This window comes from Agrobacterium sp. CMT1, from assembly GCF_037203725.1.
GTDB lineage: Bacteria > Pseudomonadota > Alphaproteobacteria > Rhizobiales > Rhizobiaceae > Agrobacterium > Agrobacterium pusense.
In genome coordinates, this window is the sequence record NZ_JBBCAR010000002.1 from 184065 (window position 1) to 204598 (window position 20534).

Annotated in this window: 18 protein-coding genes; all 18 read right to left on the minus strand. The window is 60.1% G+C overall.

Features of this window, described 5'->3' with window-relative positions; all coding sequences use genetic code 11:
- Nucleotides 1–17: 17 nt before the first annotated feature.
- Nucleotides 18–1457 (minus strand): tRNA (N6-isopentenyl adenosine(37)-C2)-methylthiotransferase MiaB, encoded by a 1440-nt coding sequence (gene miaB / locus WA845_RS03555; protein ID WP_022555517.1) that lies wholly within the window; start codon nucleotides 1455–1457, stop codon nucleotides 18–20.
- Between the two features lie 62 nt (nucleotides 1458–1519).
- On the minus strand, nucleotides 1520–2317 hold the full coding sequence (locus tag WA845_RS03560) for a lysophospholipid acyltransferase family protein (RefSeq protein WP_045532949.1): 798 nt from the start codon (nucleotides 2315–2317) through the stop codon (nucleotides 1520–1522).
- Between the two features lie 30 nt (nucleotides 2318–2347).
- Complete coding sequence (locus WA845_RS03565; RefSeq protein ID WP_004439602.1) at nucleotides 2348–2776, minus strand: Fur family transcriptional regulator; 429 nt, start codon at nucleotides 2774–2776, stop codon at nucleotides 2348–2350.
- A gap of 64 nt (nucleotides 2777–2840) precedes the next feature.
- Complete coding sequence (locus WA845_RS03570) at nucleotides 2841–3335, minus strand: GNAT family N-acetyltransferase (protein WP_072493877.1); 495 nt, start codon at nucleotides 3333–3335, stop codon at nucleotides 2841–2843.
- 43 nt (nucleotides 3336–3378) lie between these two features.
- Nucleotides 3379–4047 (minus strand): tRNA (adenosine(37)-N6)-threonylcarbamoyltransferase complex dimerization subunit type 1 TsaB, encoded by a 669-nt coding sequence (gene tsaB, locus WA845_RS03575; protein WP_112555955.1) that lies wholly within the window; start codon nucleotides 4045–4047, stop codon nucleotides 3379–3381.
- Nucleotides 4048–4064: 17 nt separating this feature from the next.
- On the minus strand, nucleotides 4065–4628 hold the full coding sequence (locus tag WA845_RS03580; protein ID WP_006698903.1) for a NifU family protein: 564 nt from the start codon (nucleotides 4626–4628) through the stop codon (nucleotides 4065–4067).
- 144 nt (nucleotides 4629–4772) lie between these two features.
- The gene (locus tag WA845_RS03585; RefSeq protein WP_003503758.1) at nucleotides 4773–5264 is read right to left on the minus strand and encodes a universal stress protein; all 492 of its coding nucleotides are present in this window, start codon (nucleotides 5262–5264) and stop codon (nucleotides 4773–4775) included.
- 113 nt (nucleotides 5265–5377) lie between these two features.
- Nucleotides 5378–6442, minus strand: coding sequence for a tryptophan--tRNA ligase (gene trpS, locus WA845_RS03590; RefSeq protein WP_112555957.1), 1065 nt, complete (start codon nucleotides 6440–6442; stop codon nucleotides 5378–5380).
- Nucleotides 6443–6545: 103 nt separating this feature from the next.
- Complete coding sequence (locus WA845_RS03595; RefSeq protein ID WP_112555959.1) at nucleotides 6546–6950, minus strand: VOC family protein; 405 nt, start codon at nucleotides 6948–6950, stop codon at nucleotides 6546–6548.
- Nucleotides 6950–8539 carry a murein biosynthesis integral membrane protein MurJ gene (murJ, locus tag WA845_RS03600; protein WP_004439581.1) on the minus strand — a complete coding sequence of 530 codons (1590 nt, stop codon included), beginning with the start codon at nucleotides 8537–8539 and terminating at the stop codon, nucleotides 6950–6952. The genes WA845_RS03595 and murJ overlap by 1 nt, the downstream gene beginning before the upstream one ends.
- Before the next feature lie 7 nt (nucleotides 8540–8546).
- Nucleotides 8547–11375, minus strand: a complete 2829-nt coding sequence (locus tag WA845_RS03605; RefSeq protein ID WP_035206692.1) for a [protein-PII] uridylyltransferase — start codon at nucleotides 11373–11375, stop codon at nucleotides 8547–8549.
- 96 nt (nucleotides 11376–11471) lie between these two features.
- A complete protein-coding gene (gene mutS / locus WA845_RS03610) occupies nucleotides 11472–14123 on the minus strand; it encodes a DNA mismatch repair protein MutS (protein ID WP_112555961.1) in 2652 nt (883 codons plus the stop codon).
- Between the two features lie 189 nt (nucleotides 14124–14312).
- Entirely contained in the window at nucleotides 14313–15194 is an 882-nt protein-coding gene (locus tag WA845_RS03615; protein WP_112555963.1) for a GNAT family N-acyltransferase, read from the minus strand.
- A 94-nt stretch (nucleotides 15195–15288) separates the two neighbouring features.
- Nucleotides 15289–17535 (minus strand): ATP-binding protein, encoded by a 2247-nt coding sequence (locus tag WA845_RS03620; RefSeq protein ID WP_112555965.1) that lies wholly within the window; start codon nucleotides 17533–17535, stop codon nucleotides 15289–15291.
- 55 nt (nucleotides 17536–17590) lie between these two features.
- Nucleotides 17591–18079 carry a signal peptidase II gene (gene lspA, locus WA845_RS03625; protein WP_004439571.1) on the minus strand — a complete coding sequence of 163 codons (489 nt, stop codon included), beginning with the start codon at nucleotides 18077–18079 and terminating at the stop codon, nucleotides 17591–17593.
- The gene (locus tag WA845_RS03630; protein WP_004439569.1) at nucleotides 18079–18936 is read right to left on the minus strand and encodes a TrmH family RNA methyltransferase; all 858 of its coding nucleotides are present in this window, start codon (nucleotides 18934–18936) and stop codon (nucleotides 18079–18081) included. Before WA845_RS03630 ends, lspA begins: the two co-directional genes overlap by 1 nt.
- On the minus strand, nucleotides 18933–20066 hold the full coding sequence (locus WA845_RS03635) for a class I SAM-dependent methyltransferase (protein WP_112555967.1): 1134 nt from the start codon (nucleotides 20064–20066) through the stop codon (nucleotides 18933–18935). The genes WA845_RS03630 and WA845_RS03635 overlap by 4 nt, the downstream gene beginning before the upstream one ends.
- Before the next feature lie 93 nt (nucleotides 20067–20159).
- Entirely contained in the window at nucleotides 20160–20501 is a 342-nt protein-coding gene (locus WA845_RS03640) for a LapA family protein (protein WP_004439562.1), read from the minus strand.
- Nucleotides 20502–20534 lie beyond the last annotated feature (33 nt).

The window sequence follows — 20534 nt, forward strand, 5'->3', positions numbered from 1 at the left end:
AGTGTCGGCTCCCCACTCTAACTCTCTGCCACCTCGGCAAACAAGCTGTTTGGACCCGTTGCGGTGATTCGTACATTAACAATGTCACCGATTTTCAAAGTCTTTGCATCAAGATTCACGGATTGCAGCCACGGAGAACGACCTATCAACTGCTCAGTCATGCGGCCGGGCTTTTCCAGCAGCACATCCATGGTCTTTCCGACCAGCGATTCGGCAAATTCCTTCTGTTGCCGCAGCAAGAGAGCCTGCAATCTTTCCAGCCGCTCGGCCTTCACGTCTTCCGCAACCTGGTCCGTGAGGTCGGCCCCCGGCGTGCCGGGACGGGTGGAGTATTTGAACGAGAAGGCCTGCGCGTACTTCACCGTTTCGACCATCGCCATCGTATCTTCGAAATCGCGATCCGTCTCGCCGGGAAAACCGACAATAAAGTCTCCAGACATGGCAATATCAGGGCGGGCGGCGCGGATTTTTTCAATAAGCTGGATATATTCCTCGCCCGTATGGCGACGGTTCATCGCTTTCAGAATTCGGTCCGAACCGGACTGAACCGGCAGATGCAGATAGGGCATCAGGATGCGCAGGTCGCGATGGGCGCCGATCAGGCGATCGTCCATGTCGCGCGGATGGCTGGTGGTGTAGCGAAGCCTCGCAAGGCCAGGAATTTCCGCCAGCCGGTAAAGCAGTTCGGCAAGGCCCCATTTTTCGCCCTTCGGGCCTTCGCCCTGCCAGGCGTTGACGTTCTGGCCGAGCAGCGTGATCTCACGCACGCCGGCATCGACAAGCTTCATCGCCTCATCAACAATCTGGCGCACGGGACGGGAAACCTCCGAACCGCGCGTATAGGGCACGACACAGAAGGTACAGAACTTGTCGCAACCTTCCTGCACGGTCAAAAAAGCCGTAACACCGCGCGTTCGCAGCGTGGATTTCTCGGCAACCGGCAGGTGTTCGAACTTGTCCTCAACCGCGTATTCGGTCTCGATGACGCGCTCCCCTCCACGTACCCGTTTCAGTGCTTCCGGCAGGCGGTGATAGGTCTGCGGGCCGATGACGACATCCACGGCGGGCGCCCGGCGAAGGATTTCCTCGCCTTCCGCCTGCGCCACGCAGCCGGCAACGCCGATCATGAATTCCCGACCCTGCTCTTCGCGCGACTTTTTCATGTCCCGCAGGCGGCCAAGCGCGGAGTAGACCTTTTCCGCCGCCTTTTCGCGAATGTGACAGGTATTCAGCAGAACCAGATCCGCCTCGCCCATATCCTCCGTCTGAACATAACCGTCCTTCGCCAGCGCATCGCTCATGCGGACGGAATCGTAGACGTTCATCTGACAGCCATAAGTCTTGATGAAGACCTTTCTGCTGTTTGCCCCATCGCGCGCGATGGATGCGGGCTGGCTGTTCGAACCCTCGCGGGCGATCATGGGTGGGGCGTCAAGGCCAAGCGTTTCCTGGGTCATGGCGGCTATCTAGTGTTTTTCACGGCCAGATTAAACAGAAAAATGCCGGAAAAGCTACGATCTCACGAATTCCGCCAGCCGCCGCGCAGGCTGAAGGCCAGCATTGAGCGGATGGAGGCGGCGATATCGGTCGCCAGTCGCTTGCGGTTGTCGGTGCTGTGGAACGGAACGCTGTCACCAAATGTCACGTCGACATCGATGGCGCCCGCTTTGATGATGCCGAGCAGATGCGGCACGAGCGTGATGCTGCCCGGCCAGGCGGCGATGACGCGATGATAGCGCCCCATCGCCATGCCATGCAGCCGCGTATAGGCGATGGCTACCGGCTGGACATAAACAAGCTTGCCCGGTACCTGTTCTGCGGCGGTGGACGCCGCACCGAAGAGCGAGGATTTGACGGCCAGCATGCGGTTTCCGTCCGAGGTAGTTCCTTCGGGAAAGAGGACAACGATCTCGCCATCGGCCATGCGGCTGGCGATCTCGCTCACCTGCATGCCGGTGCTGCGTTTCTGCTCGCGTTGAACGAAGATGCTTTTCTGCAGCCGCGCGAGCCAGCCGAAAACCGGCCAGTCGCGCACCTCGGTCTTGGCGATGAACACCACGTCGGCAATGCTGCCCAAAACGAGGATGTCTTTCCATGAGGCGTGATTGACCGCGAGCATTAACGGCTTTGCCCGCTCCACTTCCCCGTGGACATGCACGCGTATGCCGAGAACATGGCAGGCGATACGATGCCAGACGCGGGGAATGCGGCGGCGGAGCCGCCAGTCGAAGGCAAGGCCCAGCAGTTGAAGCGGCAGCAAAACAAGCGTGACGATCAGGAGTACGACCGCAATATAGGCTGTCCGCAGCCACATCATGATGGGAACGCCCGCTTGTTCACCGGCGTCTCAGTGTTCGCCAGGCTTCAATGGCACGCCGTAAAGTTCCAGCCGGTGATCCACGAGCCTGAAGCCGTGTTCGCGGGCGATCTTCTCCTGCAGAGCTTCGATCTCGGCCGAGTGAAATTCAATGACGACGCCATTCTTCAGGTCGATCAGGTGATCGTGATGCTCTTCAGGCACGGTCTCGTAGCGTGAACGGCCGTCGCGAAAATCGTGACGCTCGATGATGCCGGCATCCTCGAACAGCTTCACCGTTCTATAGACGGTGGAAATCGAGATGCGCGGGTCCACGGCGGAGGAACGGCGGTAAAGCTCCTCGACATCTGGATGGTCGGCCGATTCCTGAAGGACGCGGGCGATGACACGGCGTTGGTCGGTCATCCGCATACCGCGTTCGGCACAAAGCTCCTCCAGCGTTTTCGAAAGGTCTGTCACGTCTTATGGCCTTTTGAGAATTCCGGTTTGCGGCTTTCGCCGAAAAAATGCCTGTCGCAGGGAACTAGCGAAGATCGCGGCGCATGACAAGCGCCGTCGACTTCGTTCCATCTTTGGCCGTGTAATAGGCTTTGCGTTCCGCGACGGTTTTGAACCCGAGCTTCCTGTAAAGACCCAGAGCGGACGCGTTGTTATTATCAACTTCAAGGAACATGGTTTCTGCGCCGCGCATCATCGCCTCGCGGATGGCCGACTGCATCAAACGCCAGCCGAGACCCGCACGTGCGAACTTGTCGGCAACGGCCACGGTCAGGATTTCCGCCTCGCCCGCCACTTCCCTCGCCAGCACGAATCCACCGAGCGGCTTGCTGAAAAAGGCGTTTGTCTGCCGGGCAACGGCACCGAAAACCGATCCCTGCGTCAGCAGTCCCGAAAACTCCCCGTCGTTCCACGGGCGCGGAAAGCGCAGTGAATGCAGTTCCGCAACCGCGGCGCAATCCTCATGCTGCATCGGCACGATCTCGAAATAGGGCTTCCAGCTTAGATATTCGTCAAACATATCAGGAATCGGGAATCAGAAACATGCACTCATGCATGCCGTATCAGGCAACGTCCTGACGTGCCAGCGCAAAACCGGTTTGTGGCCGGGCATCCGGCCCACGCAGATAAAGCGGTGCCGGTTTCGGCTGCCCTTCCGGCTTGCGCGCGCCAGCACGGGCAACCGAGGCAATCGGAAAGTGGTCCGGCCCGGACCCGCTTTCCTCTCCTGCAAACAGCGGCGCGGCGGAGCCGATGATGGAACCATTAAAACCGGAAAGAACACTCTTGGCGTCATCCAGAGACAGAAGCGCCGCCTCGTTGAGCGGTAATCCGTCCATGCCGAATGTCTGGAGATAGGTTTCGCCACGTTTGGCATCCAGACCGACCGCCACTGGCCGGTCGGGGTTTTGCAGCAGATGATGCAGGGCAAGCGTTTCTAGCGTGGTGACGCCGACGGCCTCGACGCCGAGCGACAGGGCAAAACCGCGCGCCGCGGCAACACCGACCCGGATGCCCGTGAAGGACCCGGGGCCGATGGTCACGGCAATACGCCCGACATTCCGCAGCGACAGTTGCGCCTGCTCCAAGGCTCCATCGATCACGGCCATCAGCCTTTCGGCATGGCCCTTGCCAATTGTTTCGCAGACTTCTCCAAGCACCCTGTCTGATGTGCTGTCATAGATACAGGCGGAACAGTCCACACCTGCGGTGTCGAGTGCGAGAACAATCATGATCTGGCTTTACAGCATTATACCGCTTCGACTTCGCGCACTTCCGGCACGAAATGACGAAGCAGATTCTGAACACCATGCTTCAGCGTGGCGGTGGAGGATGGGCAGCCCGAGCACGCGCCCTTCATGTTCAGGAACACAGTGCCGTCGCGGAAGCCGCGGAAGGTGATGTCGCCGCCGTCCTGCGCCACGGCGGGACGGACGCGAGTTTCCAGCAGTTCCTTGATGGTGGCGACGATGGTTTCATCACCCTCTTCGAAGAACTCGCCTTCCTCATCCGATACTTCGGCCGCAATGGCAGTGCCCATGATCGGGCGGCCGGACATGAAGTGTTCCATGATCGCGCCCAGAATGGCGGGCTTCAGGTGCTGCCATTCCGCGCCGTCCTTGGTGACGGTGATGAAATCGAAACCGAAATAAACGCCGGTCACACCCGGTATCATGAAGAGGCGCTCTGCCAGCGGCGAAGCCTGGGCCTGCGACGGGTTGAGGAACTCCACCGTTCCGCTTTCGAGCACCACCTTGCCCGGCAGGAACTTCAGCGTTGTCGGGTTCGGCGTGGCTTCCGTCTGAATGAACATCGTCTGTCTCCTTCGAGGTCGCCGTTCACGCCCCGCAATTTAGAATTCTTCCAAAAAATACGCCCGGCGAAGCTACACTTCAAGCCCTGACATGATAATTACATTCAAGAAATCGTCAGGCCCTGAATCTCGCCCGAAACCGGATCAGCAGAGAGCGTCGATTTCCTCATCGGACAAAGTATCCGGCAACACGGTGACGGGGATCGGGAAGGCTGCCCCTCGCCCGGCGATGGAGGAAACGAGCGGTCCCGGACCTTCCTTCGTCGATCCCGCCGCCAGAACGAGAATGGCGATATCGCGGTCTTCCTCGATCAGCCCGTGGATCTGCTCGGTGGCGCTGCCTTCGCGGATCACCGCTTCCGGCTCGATGCCGATCGTCTCGCGCACCTTCTGAGCGATCTTGGCAAGCGTGGCTTCCGCCTCCTCGCGCGCCTCGGCCCGCATGATCTGCTCGACGCCAAGCCATTGCTGGAAATCGCCTTCCGGGATCATGTAAAGCAGCACCAGTCCGCCATTGGAGTTCTTGGCGCGACGACCGGCATAGTGCACGGCCCTCTCGCATTCCGGCGTGTCATCGATAACTGCAAGAAACTTGCGACGATGCCCTTCCAGACGCGACAGCCGTTTTGAAACCATTCTGCACTCCCTAGGTCCGCCGTGATCCGTAAACCGCCCGACGGTTCGGGCGGAGATTATATCAAATCACGACAGGCGCAAACCGCCCGACGCATTCGAGCAGCAGCGACCTGTCAGCGCAGGAAGCCGATGATGTCGCGCACCTCGTTCATGGTCTTTTCGGCAATGGCGCCCGCCCGTTCGCCGCCCTGCTTGAGGATGGCGTCGATATGGGTCGGATCATCGAGAAGGCGGCGCATCTCATTGTTGACGGGAGCCAGCACATTCACCGCGAGCTCGACCAGGGCCGGCTTGAAAGCCGAGAACTGTTGTCCGCCAAACTCGGAAAGAACGTCGGCCTTCGTCTTGTCGGAAAGCGCGGCATAGATGCCAACGAGGTTGTCGGCCTCGGGGCGACCTTTGAGGCCTTCCACTTCGCTCGGCAGCGCATCAGGATCGGTCTTTGCCTTCTTGATCTTCTTCGAGATGGCATCGACATCATCCATCAGGTTGATGCGCGACAGATCGGACGGGTCGGACTTCGACATCTTCTTGGTGCCGTCCTTCAACGACATCACGCGCGGGGCCGGACCGCCGATCAACGGCTCCACCATCGGGAAATAGGCGTGTACCGGCTCATCGCCGACCGTTATATCGAGCCCGAGGCCCGCCTTGCGGATATGGTCGCTGAAATCGATGTTGAATTTCTGGGCGATGTCGCGGGCGAGTTCCAGATGCTGTTTCTGGTCGTCACCAACAGGAACATGGGTGGCACGATAAACGAGAATGTCGGCAGCCATCAGGCTCGGATACGCAAGGAGGCCGAGCGACACCTGTTCGGCATTCTTGCCGGACTTGTCCTTGAACTGCGTCATGCGCTCCATCCAGCCGATGCGCGCCACGCAGTTGAACACCCAGGCCAGTTCCGCATGCTGCGGCACGGTCGACTGGTTGAAGACGATATGCTTCACCGGATCGATGCCCGAGGCGATGAAGGCGGCCGCGATAGAGCGGGTCTGCGCCTTCAGGTCCGAGTGAACGAGCTGGGCGGTGATGGCGTGCATGTCGACGACGCAATAGATGCAATCATTATCTTCCTGCAGCGCCACGAATTTGCGGATCGCGCCGAGATAATTGCCGAGATGCAGATTGCCGGTCGGCTGGACGCCCGAGAAAACCAGCGGCTTGAATGCGTTCATTGTCGTCCTCGAAAAGGCTTGTGGAGGGCCCCGCCCCGTGATTGGAATTGCACGCGCGCTTATGCACCCGCAGCCCCTCGCAATCAAGCGCTTTCAGGGCCTGTCAGCCGCGCGGCTCCAGAAGATCCCAACGATTCCCATAGGGATCGACAAAGACCGCAACGGAACCGTAAACCTCATGGCGAGGCTGTTCCACAAAGCGCACGCCGCGGGCAAGCATCGTCTCATAATCGCGATGGAAATTGTCGGTATGCAGGAAAAATCCGACACGGCCGCCGGTCTGGTTGCCGATGGCAAGGCGCTGCTCTTCACCATCGGCCTCGGCGAGCAGAAGGGCGCCACCGTCAGCGCCCCGCGGCGTGACCACCAGCCACCTCTTGCCGTCGTCCAGTGGCTGATCGGAGAGGCACTCGAAGCCGAGAACATCGCAATAAAACGCCTTCGCCCGATCGTAATCATCAACCATGAGGGTAACGAGGGCGATGCGGCGGTTTTCAGCAAATGACATCAGCCAGCCTCCGTCTCGACGTTCTTTTTTCCGCGCTTGCGGACGGCCCGCTTCACCATGCCGATGTCGGCACCTCCAGACACGAAAGCCAGGACGAAATAAACCAGCATGGCGGCAAAGACGAGGCCCATGATCGTGCCGGCCCGCACGAAAATGGACGAGGCGGAAGACAGCTCGAAGGTCAGCCACGTCAGCGCATAATGCACAAATACGGCCATCAGTGCCGCGGCCAGGAGCAGGCGCGGGATACGGGTGAGTAGCGGAATATCCAGGTGCCAGTGACCGCGCCATAAAAGCATGCCGAACAGCAGGGCGGCATTCACCCAGCCGGCGGTGATTTCGGCAATGGCAATGCCCGGGCCGCCAAGACGCGGGAAAAGCGTCAGTGCCAGCGAGACGTTCACGACAACCGAAATCGCCGCGAAAATCATTGGCGTGCGGGTATCCTCGCGCGCGAAAAAGCCCGGAATAAAGGCCTTGATGAGCACGAAAGCCGGCAGGCCCAGACCGTAGATGCCAAGAATTTGCGCAACGGTGAAGGTGGCCGAGGGCGAGAAATTGCCGCGCTCGTAAAGGAAACGAACGATGGGTTCGGCCATGACGAGAAGAGCGGCCGCAGCGGGCAGGGTCAGGAACAGCACGAACTCGACCGAGCGGTTCTGCAGGCTTCCGGCCTCCACCATATGGCCGCCGCGCAGCGCCCGCGCCAGTTCCGGCAGGAGCACCGTGGCAACAGCAATGCCGACGACGCCGAGCGGCAGTTGATAGATTCGGTCCGCATAGGCAAGCGAGGATATGACGCCCTCGCCGCCGGAAGCGATGTTGGTGTTGATGAGCAGATTGATCTGGGTAATGCCGCCGGTGATGGCTGCCGGCAGGGCAAGGACCAGAAGACGCTGCACGTTCTTGGTCAGCCGTGGTCTGCGGAAACCAATGCGCATGCCGGCATTGCGCACCGCAATCCAGACGATGGCGAGCTGCACAAGACCTGCCACCATAACGCCCCATGAGAGCGCGTAACCGACCTGGAGCGGATCGTAATTTTTCCACCATGCCAGCGCGAGCACGCCGATGAGAATGATGTTGAGGAAAACGGGAGCAATCGCAGCCGCGAAATAACGGTGCAGAGAGTTCAGCATGCCGCCCATCATCGCCGCCAGCGACATGCAGGCGAGATAGGGGAACATGATGGTGGCAAGGTGGATGGTGTTTTCGAACTTCACCGGGTCATCGACGAAACCGGGAGCAATCACCGTGCGCACGATGAAAGGCATCGACAGTTCCATCAGGATCGTCAAGGCCAGCAGCACCGTGAACAGGACGCCGAAGACCTCTTCCGAAAAGCGCCTTGCGCCTTCCATGCCATTCGCTTCGATTTCCTTGGCGAAAAGCGGCACGAAGGCAGAGTTGAATGCACCCTCGGCGAAAAGCCGCCGGAAGGTATTGGGAAAGCGGAAAGCGGCGTTGAAAGCATCCGCCACCGGCCCGGTGCCGACGGCGGCTGCCATCAGCGTTTCGCGCAGGAAGCCGAAGATGCGGCTGCCGAGCGTGGCTGTGCCGACTGTGGCGAACTTGCCGATGAGACTCATGGGACTTTCAAGCCTTTGCCGTGCGCGCGGCCGGCAGCGCCGCCACGTCTGGATGGGCGATGATGCCGTTTGGCATGCGGTCGCGCAATTCGTCTTCCTGCTCGCTCATGACCGCCTTCAAACGTTGCGCGATGCTGGCCTGCCGGTTGTCGTTCGTCACCTTCTGACCGAAGAGATCAGTGACGTAGAAGGTATCGATGACTTTTTCACCAAATGTCGTGATGCGGGCGGAGTGAATGTCGAGTGACAGGTCGGCGATGACAGCCGTCATGTCGGCCAGAAGCCCCGGCCGGTCGAGGCACTCGACCTCGATGACGGTGAACTTGTTGGACAAGCCATTCGAGATCGTCACCGAAGGTGGAATGGTGAAGGCGCTCTTTTTCTTCCGGCTCTTGGTGCGCGTGGCGATCATTTCCGGCAGGCGCTGCTTGCCGGAGAGAACTTCCTCGATCAGTTTGCCGACATTGTTGCCACGCCGCGTCTCGTCCTCGTCGATCGGAAATTCGCGGTTGATGAGGATCGTATCGAGCGCCCGCCCGTCTGAGGTGGTGAAAATCTGCGCATCGGCAATGTTGGCGCCGGCCGCGGCGCAGGCGCCGGTTATGATCGAAAGCAGGCGCGGATGGTCGGGCGCCAGAACGGTGATTTCCGTGATGGCGTGGAAGGAATGGGTGCGCACCATGGTCGAGAGCGCCTTTTCCTGCTTGTCCGCCTCGCGGATGAAGCGGGTGTGTCGCACCTGATCTTCCAGCGCCACCGTCAGGAGATAAGGCTCGTAATGCAGCTTGGTGTATTTGCGCCGCGCCTTCTGGCCCCAGTCATCAAGGGCGTCGTAGAGCGCCTGCCGGGCAATCTGTGCGCGCTCCTTGCGCGAAACTTCCGAGAAACCGCCGGAGAGAAGCAGTTCCGTCTCATAATAGAGCGAACGTAGCAGCTGTCCCTTCCAGCCATTCCACACACCCGGACCGACAGCCCTGATATCGCAGACGGTCAGGATGAGCAGCATCTTCAGCCGCTCCATGGATTGCACCTTGTCAGCAAAATCGGTGATGGTCTTGCGGTCGTGCAGGTCGCGCGTCTGGGCAACCATGGACATCAGAAGATGCTGCTCGATAAGCCAAACGACGGTTTCGGTCTGCTTGCCGGTGAGACGGAAGCGCTGGCAGAGCTTGCGGGCGACGCGGGCACCGGCGATCGAATGATCTTCCTGCCGGCCCTTGGCGACATCGTGCAGCAGCACCGCCACATAAAGCGCCTCGCGTTCCTCGACGCCGGGCATCAACTGATTGGCGAGCGGATGGGCATCGACAGCCGTTCCCTTATCCACTTCCGACAGCACGCCGACAGAACGAATGAGATGCTCGTCTACCGTGTAATGATGATACATGTTGAACTGCATCATCGCGACGATCTTGCCGAATTCGGGGATGAATTTGCCGAGCACGCCTGCCTCGTTCATACGGCGCAGCGTCAGCGCCGGATCACGGCGCGATGTCAGGATCGACAGGAAAAGCCGGTTTGCTTCCTCGTTTTCCCGCAGCTCGTCATTGATGAGCGAAAGCGAACGGGTGACCACGCGCAAGGCATCGGGGTGCAGTTCGAGATTGTTGATATCGGCGATATGGAAGAGCCGGATGAGGTTGACCGGGTCGTTCTTGAAGACGTCGGGTTTCGCGAGCGCGATGCGCCCCCGGTCCTCGACGAATTCCACGGAACCCGGAATCTTGCGAACGCGGTGGGCGAAGCGGCTGAGCACACCGGAAAGGCCCGGCACGTCCTTCGCCTGCCTGTCTTCCAGCCCGGCGCAGACGATGCGGGTCAGATCGCCGACATCCTTCGCCACGAGGAAATAGTGCTTCATGAAGCGCTCGACGGCGGAAAGGCCGGGGCGCGGCTGATAGTTCAGCGCATCGGCAATTTCGCGCTGAATATCGAAGGAAAGGCGTTCTTCCGCCTTGCCGGTGATGAAATGCATCTGGCAACGGACGGCCCAGAGAAAATCATCGGCCTTTTCGAACAGTTTCAGTTCTGACCGCGACAAAACGCCGAGTTTGACGAGATCGGCCGTATCACGGACGTGGTAATAATATTTGGCAATCCAGAACAGCGTGTGCAGGTCACGCAAGCCGCCCTTGCCTTCCTTGACGTTCGGCTCCACCAGATAACGCGTATCGCCGGCCTTGCGGTGGCGCTGGTCACGCTCGGCGAGCTTGGCGGCAATGAATTCCGGGCCTGTGCCGGTGACGACTTCTGACTCGAAGCGTTTTTCGAGATCGTCGGTCAGGGACTTCTTGCCGCAGATCGCCCGCACTTCCAAAATAGCGGTGCGGATCGTCATGTCGGATTTGGAGAGGCGAATGCACTCATCCACCGTGCGGGTTGCGTGGCCGACCTTGAAGCCGAGATCCCAGAGGAGATAGAGCACGAACTCCACGGCCTTGTGCATGTCAGGCGTGTTCTTGGTGGGAAGCAGGAACAGGAGGTCGATATCCGATCCCGGCGCCAGCGTGCCGCGTCCATAACCGCCAACCGCGGCGACAGCGATCTGTGGCGCATCTTTCGGATAGACGTATTGGCAGGAGAGATCATAGAGCGTTTCGATCAGCCGATCCTGCAGCCAGGAGATGCGACGGGCGCAATCAATACCGCTGCCATCGGCTTTGAGCAGTTCCCTGGCCTTTTCCCGGCCTTCCGTACTGGCCTTGCGGAAGATCGGCAGTAAATCGGACTTGATATCGGCGATGCGTTTGCCGTCTTCCCTGAAGATGACGTCGCAGTCTCGCTTCAGCGCCGATACATCGAGAATGTCGGAAAAATCCAGGTCCTTGATGGCCATCTATGCCGTTATCCATGTCCTGTGGGAAACCCCACCGCTTGCGATGGGAGTGTCCTATAAAGAGTTTCAGAGGCTATGGACAGGCACTCTATGCCTTCAAGCCTTGCCAAGTTCTTTCTTCAACGCATAGAGCGCGTCCAATGCCTCACGCGGTGTCATTTCGTCCGGATTGAAGCTTTTCAGGGCTTCCTCCACCTTTGATGGTCCTGCCTTGCGCGTTTCCTCGCGGCGAACCGCGATCTGGAACAGCGGGAGATCATCAATCAGCTGGCTTGCCGGGTTCTTGCGGTCGGCATCTTCGAGCTTCGTCAGCACCTCGCGGGCGCGTTCCACCACCGAAGCCGGCAAGCCCGCAAGCCGTGCGACCTGAATGCCGTAGGAACGATCCGCAGCGCCCGGTCCGACTTCGTGCAGGAAGATGACGTCACCTTCCCACTCCTTCACCCGCATCGTGGCATTGGAAAGGCGGCCAAGTTTTTCCGACAACACCGTCAGCTCATGAAAATGCGTCGCGAAGAGGCCACGGCAGCGATTGACCTCATGCAGGTGCTCCACCGACGCCCAGGCGATGGAAAGTCCGTCGAAGGTCGCCGTACCCCGGCCGATCTCGTCCAGAATGACCAGCGAGCGGTCCGTCGCCTGATTGAGGATGGCGGCGGTTTCCACCATCTCCACCATGAATGTCGAGCGGCCACGCGCCAGATCGTCAGACGCGCCGACACGCGAAAACAACCGGTCCACAACGCCGATATGGGCAGCTTCCGCCGGCACGAAGGAACCGATCTGCGCAAGGATGGCGATCAGCGCATTCTGGCGCAGGAAGGTCGATTTACCGCCCATGTTGGGACCGGTGAGCAGCCAGATCGCGCCGTTCTTGCCGCCATTGACCGCCGACAGGTCGCAATTGTTGGCGATGAAGGGCCCAGCTGACTGCCGCCTGAGCGCCTGTTCTACAACCGGGTGTCGCCCACCCTTGATCGAAAAGGTCATGGAGGCGTCGACGATCGGCCGGCAATAGGCCTGTTCGGTTGCGAGATAGGCCAGGCTCGAGGCGACATCGATGACCGCTAGCGCCAGCGCGCCGGCCTTGATCGCGTCGGCCTGCTGCACCACCGCCTTGACCATCCGTTCGAAGGCTTCCAGCTCCATGGTCAGGGCTTCGGCAGCAGCATTGGCGATGCGGCTTTCGAGATCGGCAAGCTCGGTGGTGGTGAAACGCATGGCACCGGCCATCGTCTGGCGGTGGATGAAGCGGGCCTTCGCCTCGTCGGTCGCCGTCATCACATCGGCATTGCCCGCCGTCACCTCGATGAAATAGCCAAGCACATTGTTATGCTTGATCTTGAGCGACTTGATGCCGGTCTCCTCGGCATATTGCAGCTGCAGCCCGGCGATCACCCGACGCGACTGATCGCGCAGCGCCCGCACCTCATCGAGTTCGGGATTGGCGCCCTCACGCAGGAAGCCGCCATCGCGCTTCACAAGCGGCAGATCGTCGGCCAGCATCGAGCCGAGCATCGCTTCTAGCCCGCTCGGCAAGGCTTTCAGATCCGCAAGGGCTGAGGCAAGCTCCTCCGGCAACAGCCCCTGATCGAGAATGGCGGCAATTCTCTCGGCCGACGCCAAGCCCTGCCGGATCGCGCCGAGATCGCGCGGGCCGCCGCGCTCCAGCGCAAGGCGGGAAAGCGCGCGCGGCATATCGGCCACCTGCTTCAGCGCATCGCGCAGACCGTCGCAGAGGGAGACATCGTCAATCAAATAAGCAACCGCGTCGAGACGGGCATTGATCCTCTCCGGATCGGTCAAGGGTGACATCAGCCGCTCGGCGAGAAGCCGCGCACCGCCGCCAGTGACCGTGCGGTTCAGCGCATGCAGCAACGAGCCGTCCCTCTCACCCGAGAGCGTCTTCACCAGCTCCAGATTGGCACGGGTCGCGGGATCGATGAAGAGCGTGGAGGCAGCACTTTCGCGTTCCGGCGCGCCGAGCGGCGGGCGCTCGGCGATCTGCGTTTTTTCGACATAGGCAACGGCGGCAGCGGCAGCGGCCATTTCCACGCGCGAAAATGTGCCGAAACCATCGAGCGTCGAGACGTTGAAGTAACGCGCGATCCGCCCTTCAGCCGTAGCGCTGTCGAACAGAATGGCCGGCTGCGGCACCGCCACGCGGCCCAGCATATCGAACACCGGCCGCAATTCCTCGTCGTGGAACAGGCTGTCGGCAACGATCAGCTCGCGCGGGTCGATACGCCAGATATCGGCAAGAAGCCGCGTCAGCGTCGTTTCCGCCAGACGGAAGACGCCGGTGGAAATATCAATCCAGGCAAGCGCGAACTGTGCCTCCGCACTGCCGCGAATACGAGCAAGCGCCATCAGATAGTTGGATTCCGTTGGCGAAAGCAGCTTTTCTTCGGTGAGCGTGCCAGGCGTGACAAGCCGCACCACATCGCGTTTTACCACGGATTTCGATCCGCGCTTCTTCGCCTCGGCCGGGTCTTCGACCTGCTCGCAGACGGCAACGCGATAGCCGCGCATGATGAGCTTCTGGAGATAATCATCCGCAGCATGGACGGGAACGCCGCACATGGGAATATCGTGACCCATGTGTTGGCCACGTTTCGTCAGCGTGATACCGAGAGCGCGGGAAGCTTCCACCGCATCGTCAAAGAACAATTCGTAAAAATCGCCCATGCGGTAGAACAGCAGCGAACCGGGATTGTTCGCCTTGATTTCGATATATTGCTCCATCATCGGAGTGGCCGTCGCACGGCTCTCTTCCGAGATCAGGGAAGCGGTTGTCAGAACGTCCGTCAATGGCCTGCCGATGTCATATCGTGTTGCGGAAAAGGAGCGCTGACACTAACGGGAATGGCTACTCCAAGACAACACGCACGGCACCGCTGCCCACAGGAACATCCCCTCCGGCTACGCAGAACCCGCTCAGCCGTTGATACGTTCGGTCTCGCCGCCATAATAGCTGATGTATCGGCCGGCGATCGACGAAACCGGCAGGACCACCAGCACGTCGGTCGTGTTGAAGGCGTGGTCTACCACCGCGCCGGAGCCGAACATGGCGCCGAGGCGCATATAACCCTTGATCAGCGGCGGCATGGCGTTCAGCGCCTTGCGGGCGTTCAGGGCTTCTGCCGGAACGAGGTCCATTTCATGGTAGAGCTCTGGAAGAGCAACCGCCTCCCACTCCCCCTTCGCAAGGCAGTTATGGTGCAGGAAAGACAAGGCGAGCGCATGTGCTTCCGGCTGCACACCCGGGAAGGAGGCGCAGCCGATCATGGCGTCCATCCGGTGTTTAACGGCGTAGGACCAGTTGCCCTGCCACAGAAGCTCGACGGTGCGCTTGGTGCGATATTCCGGCAGCACGCAGGAGCGGCCAAGCTCCATGAAGCGCTTGCCTGGGTGGCGCGCAACGAGACCGGCGATGTCGAATTCGCTGGCGGAATAAAAGCCATTATTGGCGAGCGCGACTTCCTGACGCAGCAGGCGATAGGTGCCGACGATCTGATCTTCGCTGTCACCCTCGATCGACTTATCGAGCACGAGCAGATGGTCACACACACTGTCCCAGGCGTCGAAGTCGCGCTGGCGCCGCATCGCTTCTGCCGGAAGCCTTGCCTTCATCTCCTCGACGAAGACCCGGTACCGTACGGACTGCGCAGCATCAATCTCGCGTTCATTGCTGGCAAGCCGGGTTTCCAGCGTGCCGATGCGACCGAAAAGGCCCTCATTGTCCTGAGCTGTCTCCGGACGAGGAGTAATGACAACATTGTTTTCACAAATGTCGTGATTGAGGATTTCGGCAACCATGGGGAATCGCTCCGCCACCAAAGAATTTTCCTGTCATAAATCACTATTTAACGACAGAATAGTGACAAAATGCAGCCAGAGCGAGTCTGTCAATTTACGATAGCGACAGGCGTTTCGCCTCCAGCAGACGACGGATTTCCTCAACCAGCCGTCGCGGGTCGGCAGGTTTCGTCAAAATCGCGCCAACACCAGCCTTCAGCAGGATTTCGGCGGTCGCGTCACTGGTATCGCCGCTGAGCACGATGACAGGAATATTTCTTTCGCCCTGCAGCATATGGAGGAGGTCAGGGAGCGCTTGGAGCCCGTCGCCGCCCGGCATGTTGAGGTCGGAGACTATGAGATCAGGCAAACGGGATACGCCATGCTCCAGAGATTGCCGCAACGCCGCAAAATCCCCGACGGCGCGGACGATATAGCCGCTTTTTTCCAGAACGGCGCGGATGATGCGCTGATTAACAGCATCGTCTTCCGCCACGAGTATCTCGATACCGCTGGCCCCCTCCACCACCCGCGAGGAAAATCCCACATCCGGGTGGTTGTCGTTGATGGCGTCCCGTCGCTCTATGCCGCGCAGACGACCGCACAACACGTCGATCAGGGATTTTTCCCGCAGCGGCCGGATCAACCACGCGTCGAAGGCCACATGCATTGTCGACGGCCGCTCTTCGGGGCTGACGAGCAGCGTGCGGCGGACATTGCCGTCCGGCCAATCCTTCAGTGCATCTTTGAACAACGGCGAAATGCGCCGGTCGACGATGACATCGGTAAGTGGGGCTGTCCCGATGGCGGAACTCTTCCTCAGCTTTTCCAGATCTTCAGGCTGATGGATAAGTGTGCATTGCCCGCCGAAGGCCTCGATCGCCTCCATCGTGACCGCTGCCGCCACACCCCTTGGTGCGACGAGCAGGACATTTGTATGTCGCAGGCAATGGCGCCGCGCCGGATCCGCCATTTCGGCAGGCGCGCCTCCCGGGCGAAACGCCAGCTTGAAAGTGCTACCCTTGCCCTTGCGGCTGGAAACCGTGAGACGGCCGCCGAATTCCCGCACGATACGGGCGGAGATCGCAAGTCCAAGGCCCGTGCCTGCGCTTCGCTGCGACAACGGGCCAGCCTGTTCGAATTCCCCAAAAATACGGGCCTGTTCCGCCCGGCTCATGCCCGGGCCGGTGTCTTCGACGGCGATGTGCAATTCGTCACCGATCATGCGCGCCCGGATGACGACGCCGCCTTCCCGCGTGAATTTGACGGCATTGCCGAGGAGATTGAAGAGGACCTGACGAAGCCTCGCCGGATCGAAATCGAGATGATCGGGTACTTCAGGCGCAACGAAGGATGTAATCTCTATACCTTTTTCATGGGCGCGATGGGCGAGCATCTCAACGATGCTCTCAATCAGCCGCCGCAGGTTCTCCGCGCGCGGATTGAGCCTGAAGCGGCCAGCCTCCATGGTCGAATAATCCAGCAGATCCTCGACCAGCTGCACCAGCGACTGGCCGGATTGTCGCATGCCATCGAGATAGTTGCGCTGCTCGTCGCTGAGTTTCGTCTGCGACAGAAGATGGTTCATGCCGAGCATGCCGGAAAGCGGCAGGCGGATTTCATGACTTACCGTGGCAAGCAGCCTCGCCTTTTCCGCCTCGGCCTTTTCGGCGCGCAGGCGGGCATCTTCCCTTTCGGCAAGTGCAAGCCGCTCCTCAGTCACATCTCTGGCGATGCTGCTGATGTGAAGACGGCTGCTTGCCAGATCGCGGGTCACGACATCATGCCAGGAGAAGATGCGCTGGCCGAACGGGGTCGCGATCTCCACATCATAAGCGTGGACCTTTTCGCCCGGGCGGAAAGCGATGCCGATTTCCTCGCAGCTCAACCCTTCCGGGGCCGTGCAGCCGGTCATTTCGCGAAACACTCTATTCGCCTCGACAATACGCCGGTTCATGTCGCGGATCACGACTATATCGCCCATGAACTCCTGCATTTCGGCAATCAGAGACCGGTTTTGCGTCTGGCGCAGCCGGAGATCTGCTTCTGCAGCCAGGGCATCGGGCCGATGCAAAGACTCATCAAAGAGCGCATGGAAAAGGACACCGACGAGCACTGCGCCGAAGAAGATCGCCATCGCAACAGTGACAGCATAAGGCACTGCAAGCGCGATAAGGGCAGCGGAAAAAGCCCCGACCGATAACGACACGGCGACATAGAGCGCAATCGACCCGGTACCGGTCGCATGTCCTTCATCTGCAGGGCGTGCCGTCGTATCGAGACGATCCGCAGGCTGCACCGCCGTGGCAGCCAGGCCAAGGCCATCCGAGACTTTTTGCCGAAGTTTTGCCAGTTCGCTCATAGGCAACCGCTACCACGGCAGCGGTTTTGATATGTTTGGCCGAAACGGTAAAATTTTACTTTTTAGCCGCCCGGGCGTGCAAAAACTCGTCGAGAATGACGCAGCCTGCACCGATGGTTATGAAACTGTCAGCAAGGTTGAAAACAGCGAAGGACCATGTCTGTGTGTGGAACAGGATATAGTCGATGACGTGCCCGTAAAAGAAGCGGTCTAGAAGATTACCCGCTGCTCCGGCGATGATGAAGGCAAAACCGAGATGGGCGAAGGTGCGATCGGCAGCCGTCTTGCGCCATAGCCACAGAACGAAGACAACGATGACGAGCCGCATGCTGACGATGAACCACCCGTGCATGTCTTCGAGCATGGAAAAGGCGACACCAAGATTGTAGGTGCGGTAAAGCGCCAGAAACGGCGCGACAGGCACCATCTCCTGCAGCGGCAGATAGGCTTCGACCAGCTGCTTGACGATTTGATCCAGCACCAGCGCGGCGACGATCAGGGCAAAGGCCGGGCCGAATTTCGAGAACAATGCCGCCTTGGCCATTACGTCACCGGTGCGAGTTCGAGGAGATGTCGCCGTGCTTCGAACAGCATGACGGCGGTTGCGATGGCGAGATTAAGGCTGTCTGCGCGACCCTGCTGGGGAATGCGCGCCAGCTGGTCGGCCTTGCCGGCAAGCTCCGGCGGAAGGCCGGATTGTTCATTGCCCATCAGGATCACGACCGGCTTGCCGGCATAATCGATCTTTCGATAATCCACAGAACCGGCAAGATGGGTGGCGACGACGCTGACATGTGCCGATTTTTTCCAGGACAGGAATTCCTCGACCGAGGCGCGCGCAACGGGCGTGGCGAAGACCGAACCCATGGTGGCGCGTACCGTTTCCAGCGAAAATGGGTCCGTGCAATCCCCGACCAGAATGACCCCCGAGGCACCAGCCGCGTCCGCTGTGCGGATGATGGTGCCGAGATTGCCGGGATCACGAACCCGGTCGAGTGCGATATAGGTCTCGCCCTTTTCCGGCCGGATATCCTTCAGCGGCTTCCATTTCTGCTCGAAAATGCCGACGACCATTTGCGGATTGTCGCGGCGGGTGATCGAGGCGATGACCTTTTCGCTGACTTCGAGCACCAGCCCGCCGGATGCGACCGTCTTCACCGCCGCCTGCTCCACCAGCGGCTTGCCCTTGGCGGCCTTGGCGTAAACCAGCGTCTTTATCGTCCAGCCGAGTTCGAGGGCATCGATGACCAGCTTCAGGCCTTCCGCCATGAAAGTGCCGGTCTCCTCCCTGCCCTTTTTCTGGGTGAGCGCCTTAATGTCCTTGATGATGGGATTGGCGAGGCTGGTCACTTCCTTGACCTGACCAACCCGGCGCGTTGTATTTTCGCGCATATCCTTCATTTCGGCTCCCAGCGGCTGAACAGCGATGTGGAAAGCACGCGGCCCGGCGTCTTGCCGTCCAGCCCGGCTTCACGGATGACAAGTTCGCCGGACGTGACGACGCCACCGGCGCCGCGCATGGTTTCACGCATCAGCTCATGCATTGAATAGAAGCTCGCCCTGATCGAATAGGCTGTCAGCACCAGGCCGAGCGCTTTGGGCGACAGGATTTCCCGGCAGATGTCCAGCATCAGAGGCAGATGGTCGAACAATTGCCAGACCTCGCCGTGGGTCCCGCGGCCGAACTTCGGCGGGTCGGTGAGGATGATATCGTAGCTGTTGCCGCGGCGTTCCTCACGCTGGATGAACTTCATGGCGTCTTCGCAGATCCAGCGGATCGGCGCGTGCTCGAGCCGGGCAAGGGCCTGATTTTCCTTGGCCCACCCGATCGCCTTCTTGGAGGCATCGACGTGGGTGACTTCAGCGCCCGCAGCCGCCGCAACCAGCGAGGCGACGCCTGTATAACCGAACAGATTGAGCACCTTCAGCGGCCGGTCAGCCGTCTCGATGGAATGTTTCAGCCACTCCCAATGAACGATCTGCTCGGGAAAGACGCCAACATGCCGGAAAGCCGTGAAGCGGCCGAGAAAATCGACGCCCAAGAGCGACAGGGGCCAGGTTTCTCCGAGCGCTTCCTTGGGAAACCGCCAGCGGCCCATGCCGTCCTCGTCCGTATCGCCGGTAAAGACGGCATCGGCATTCTGCCATACGCGGTCGGGGATCGACGGTCTCCAGAGCGCCTGCGCCTCGGGACGGACGATGCGATAATCGCCATATTGCTCGAGCTTCAGGCCGTTGCCGCTATCGATGAGGTGAAAATCACCGGCGCCGCTCGATTCCAGAATGACGGGAACCTGTTCCGCAGGCAGTGCGCCGGTGCGCTGCATCAGTGCGCGCGCAGGAACCTGTTCGATGGCGGCGGCTACAACGGTTTTTTCCTTCGGTGCGGCCTTCTGCACGCCGCGCACCGCATCCGGCTCGCGCTTTTTCGGCGCGGGATCCGCGCGGCGCGCCGGCTTTGCGGCATGAGCCTGTTTTTTCTCATTTCCGGCTCGCGCGCGATTGCCCGGCCGGCTGTCTTTTTTCTTCAATGGAAATCTTTCCGCTTTTGCCCGCGTCTTATCGCGCCAGCAAATAACATTCCGTAGGCCGCTCGACTAGAGCCGGGACCAATGCTGGCGCCATCACTTTGCCGGGAGTTGTCCCGCCTGTGGAAGCTGGCCGGCCGCGGCAGCCTTTTGACGGTTGGCCTCGTCGTGCCAGCGAACGGCTTCCTTCGCCTCGATACGGGCGCGTTTGCGATGTTTGCCCTGAGCGAACCAGGTGGCCGCAGACCCCAGCAGTACACCAAAAATGACCGCCAGAAACAGGAAAACAAAAAATGGCGCGGTGAAGGACAGAACGCCGTCTTCCGGTCGGAAGGGGTTGAGCGCCAACGTCACGGACTGACGATTGGCGACACACAGGATGACGAGGATGATCGCCAGCGGAAGCAGGATGATGAGGTTGATGATTTTTTTTGACATCCGAAAATACTCCATCGCCGCGAGGAAGGCCGG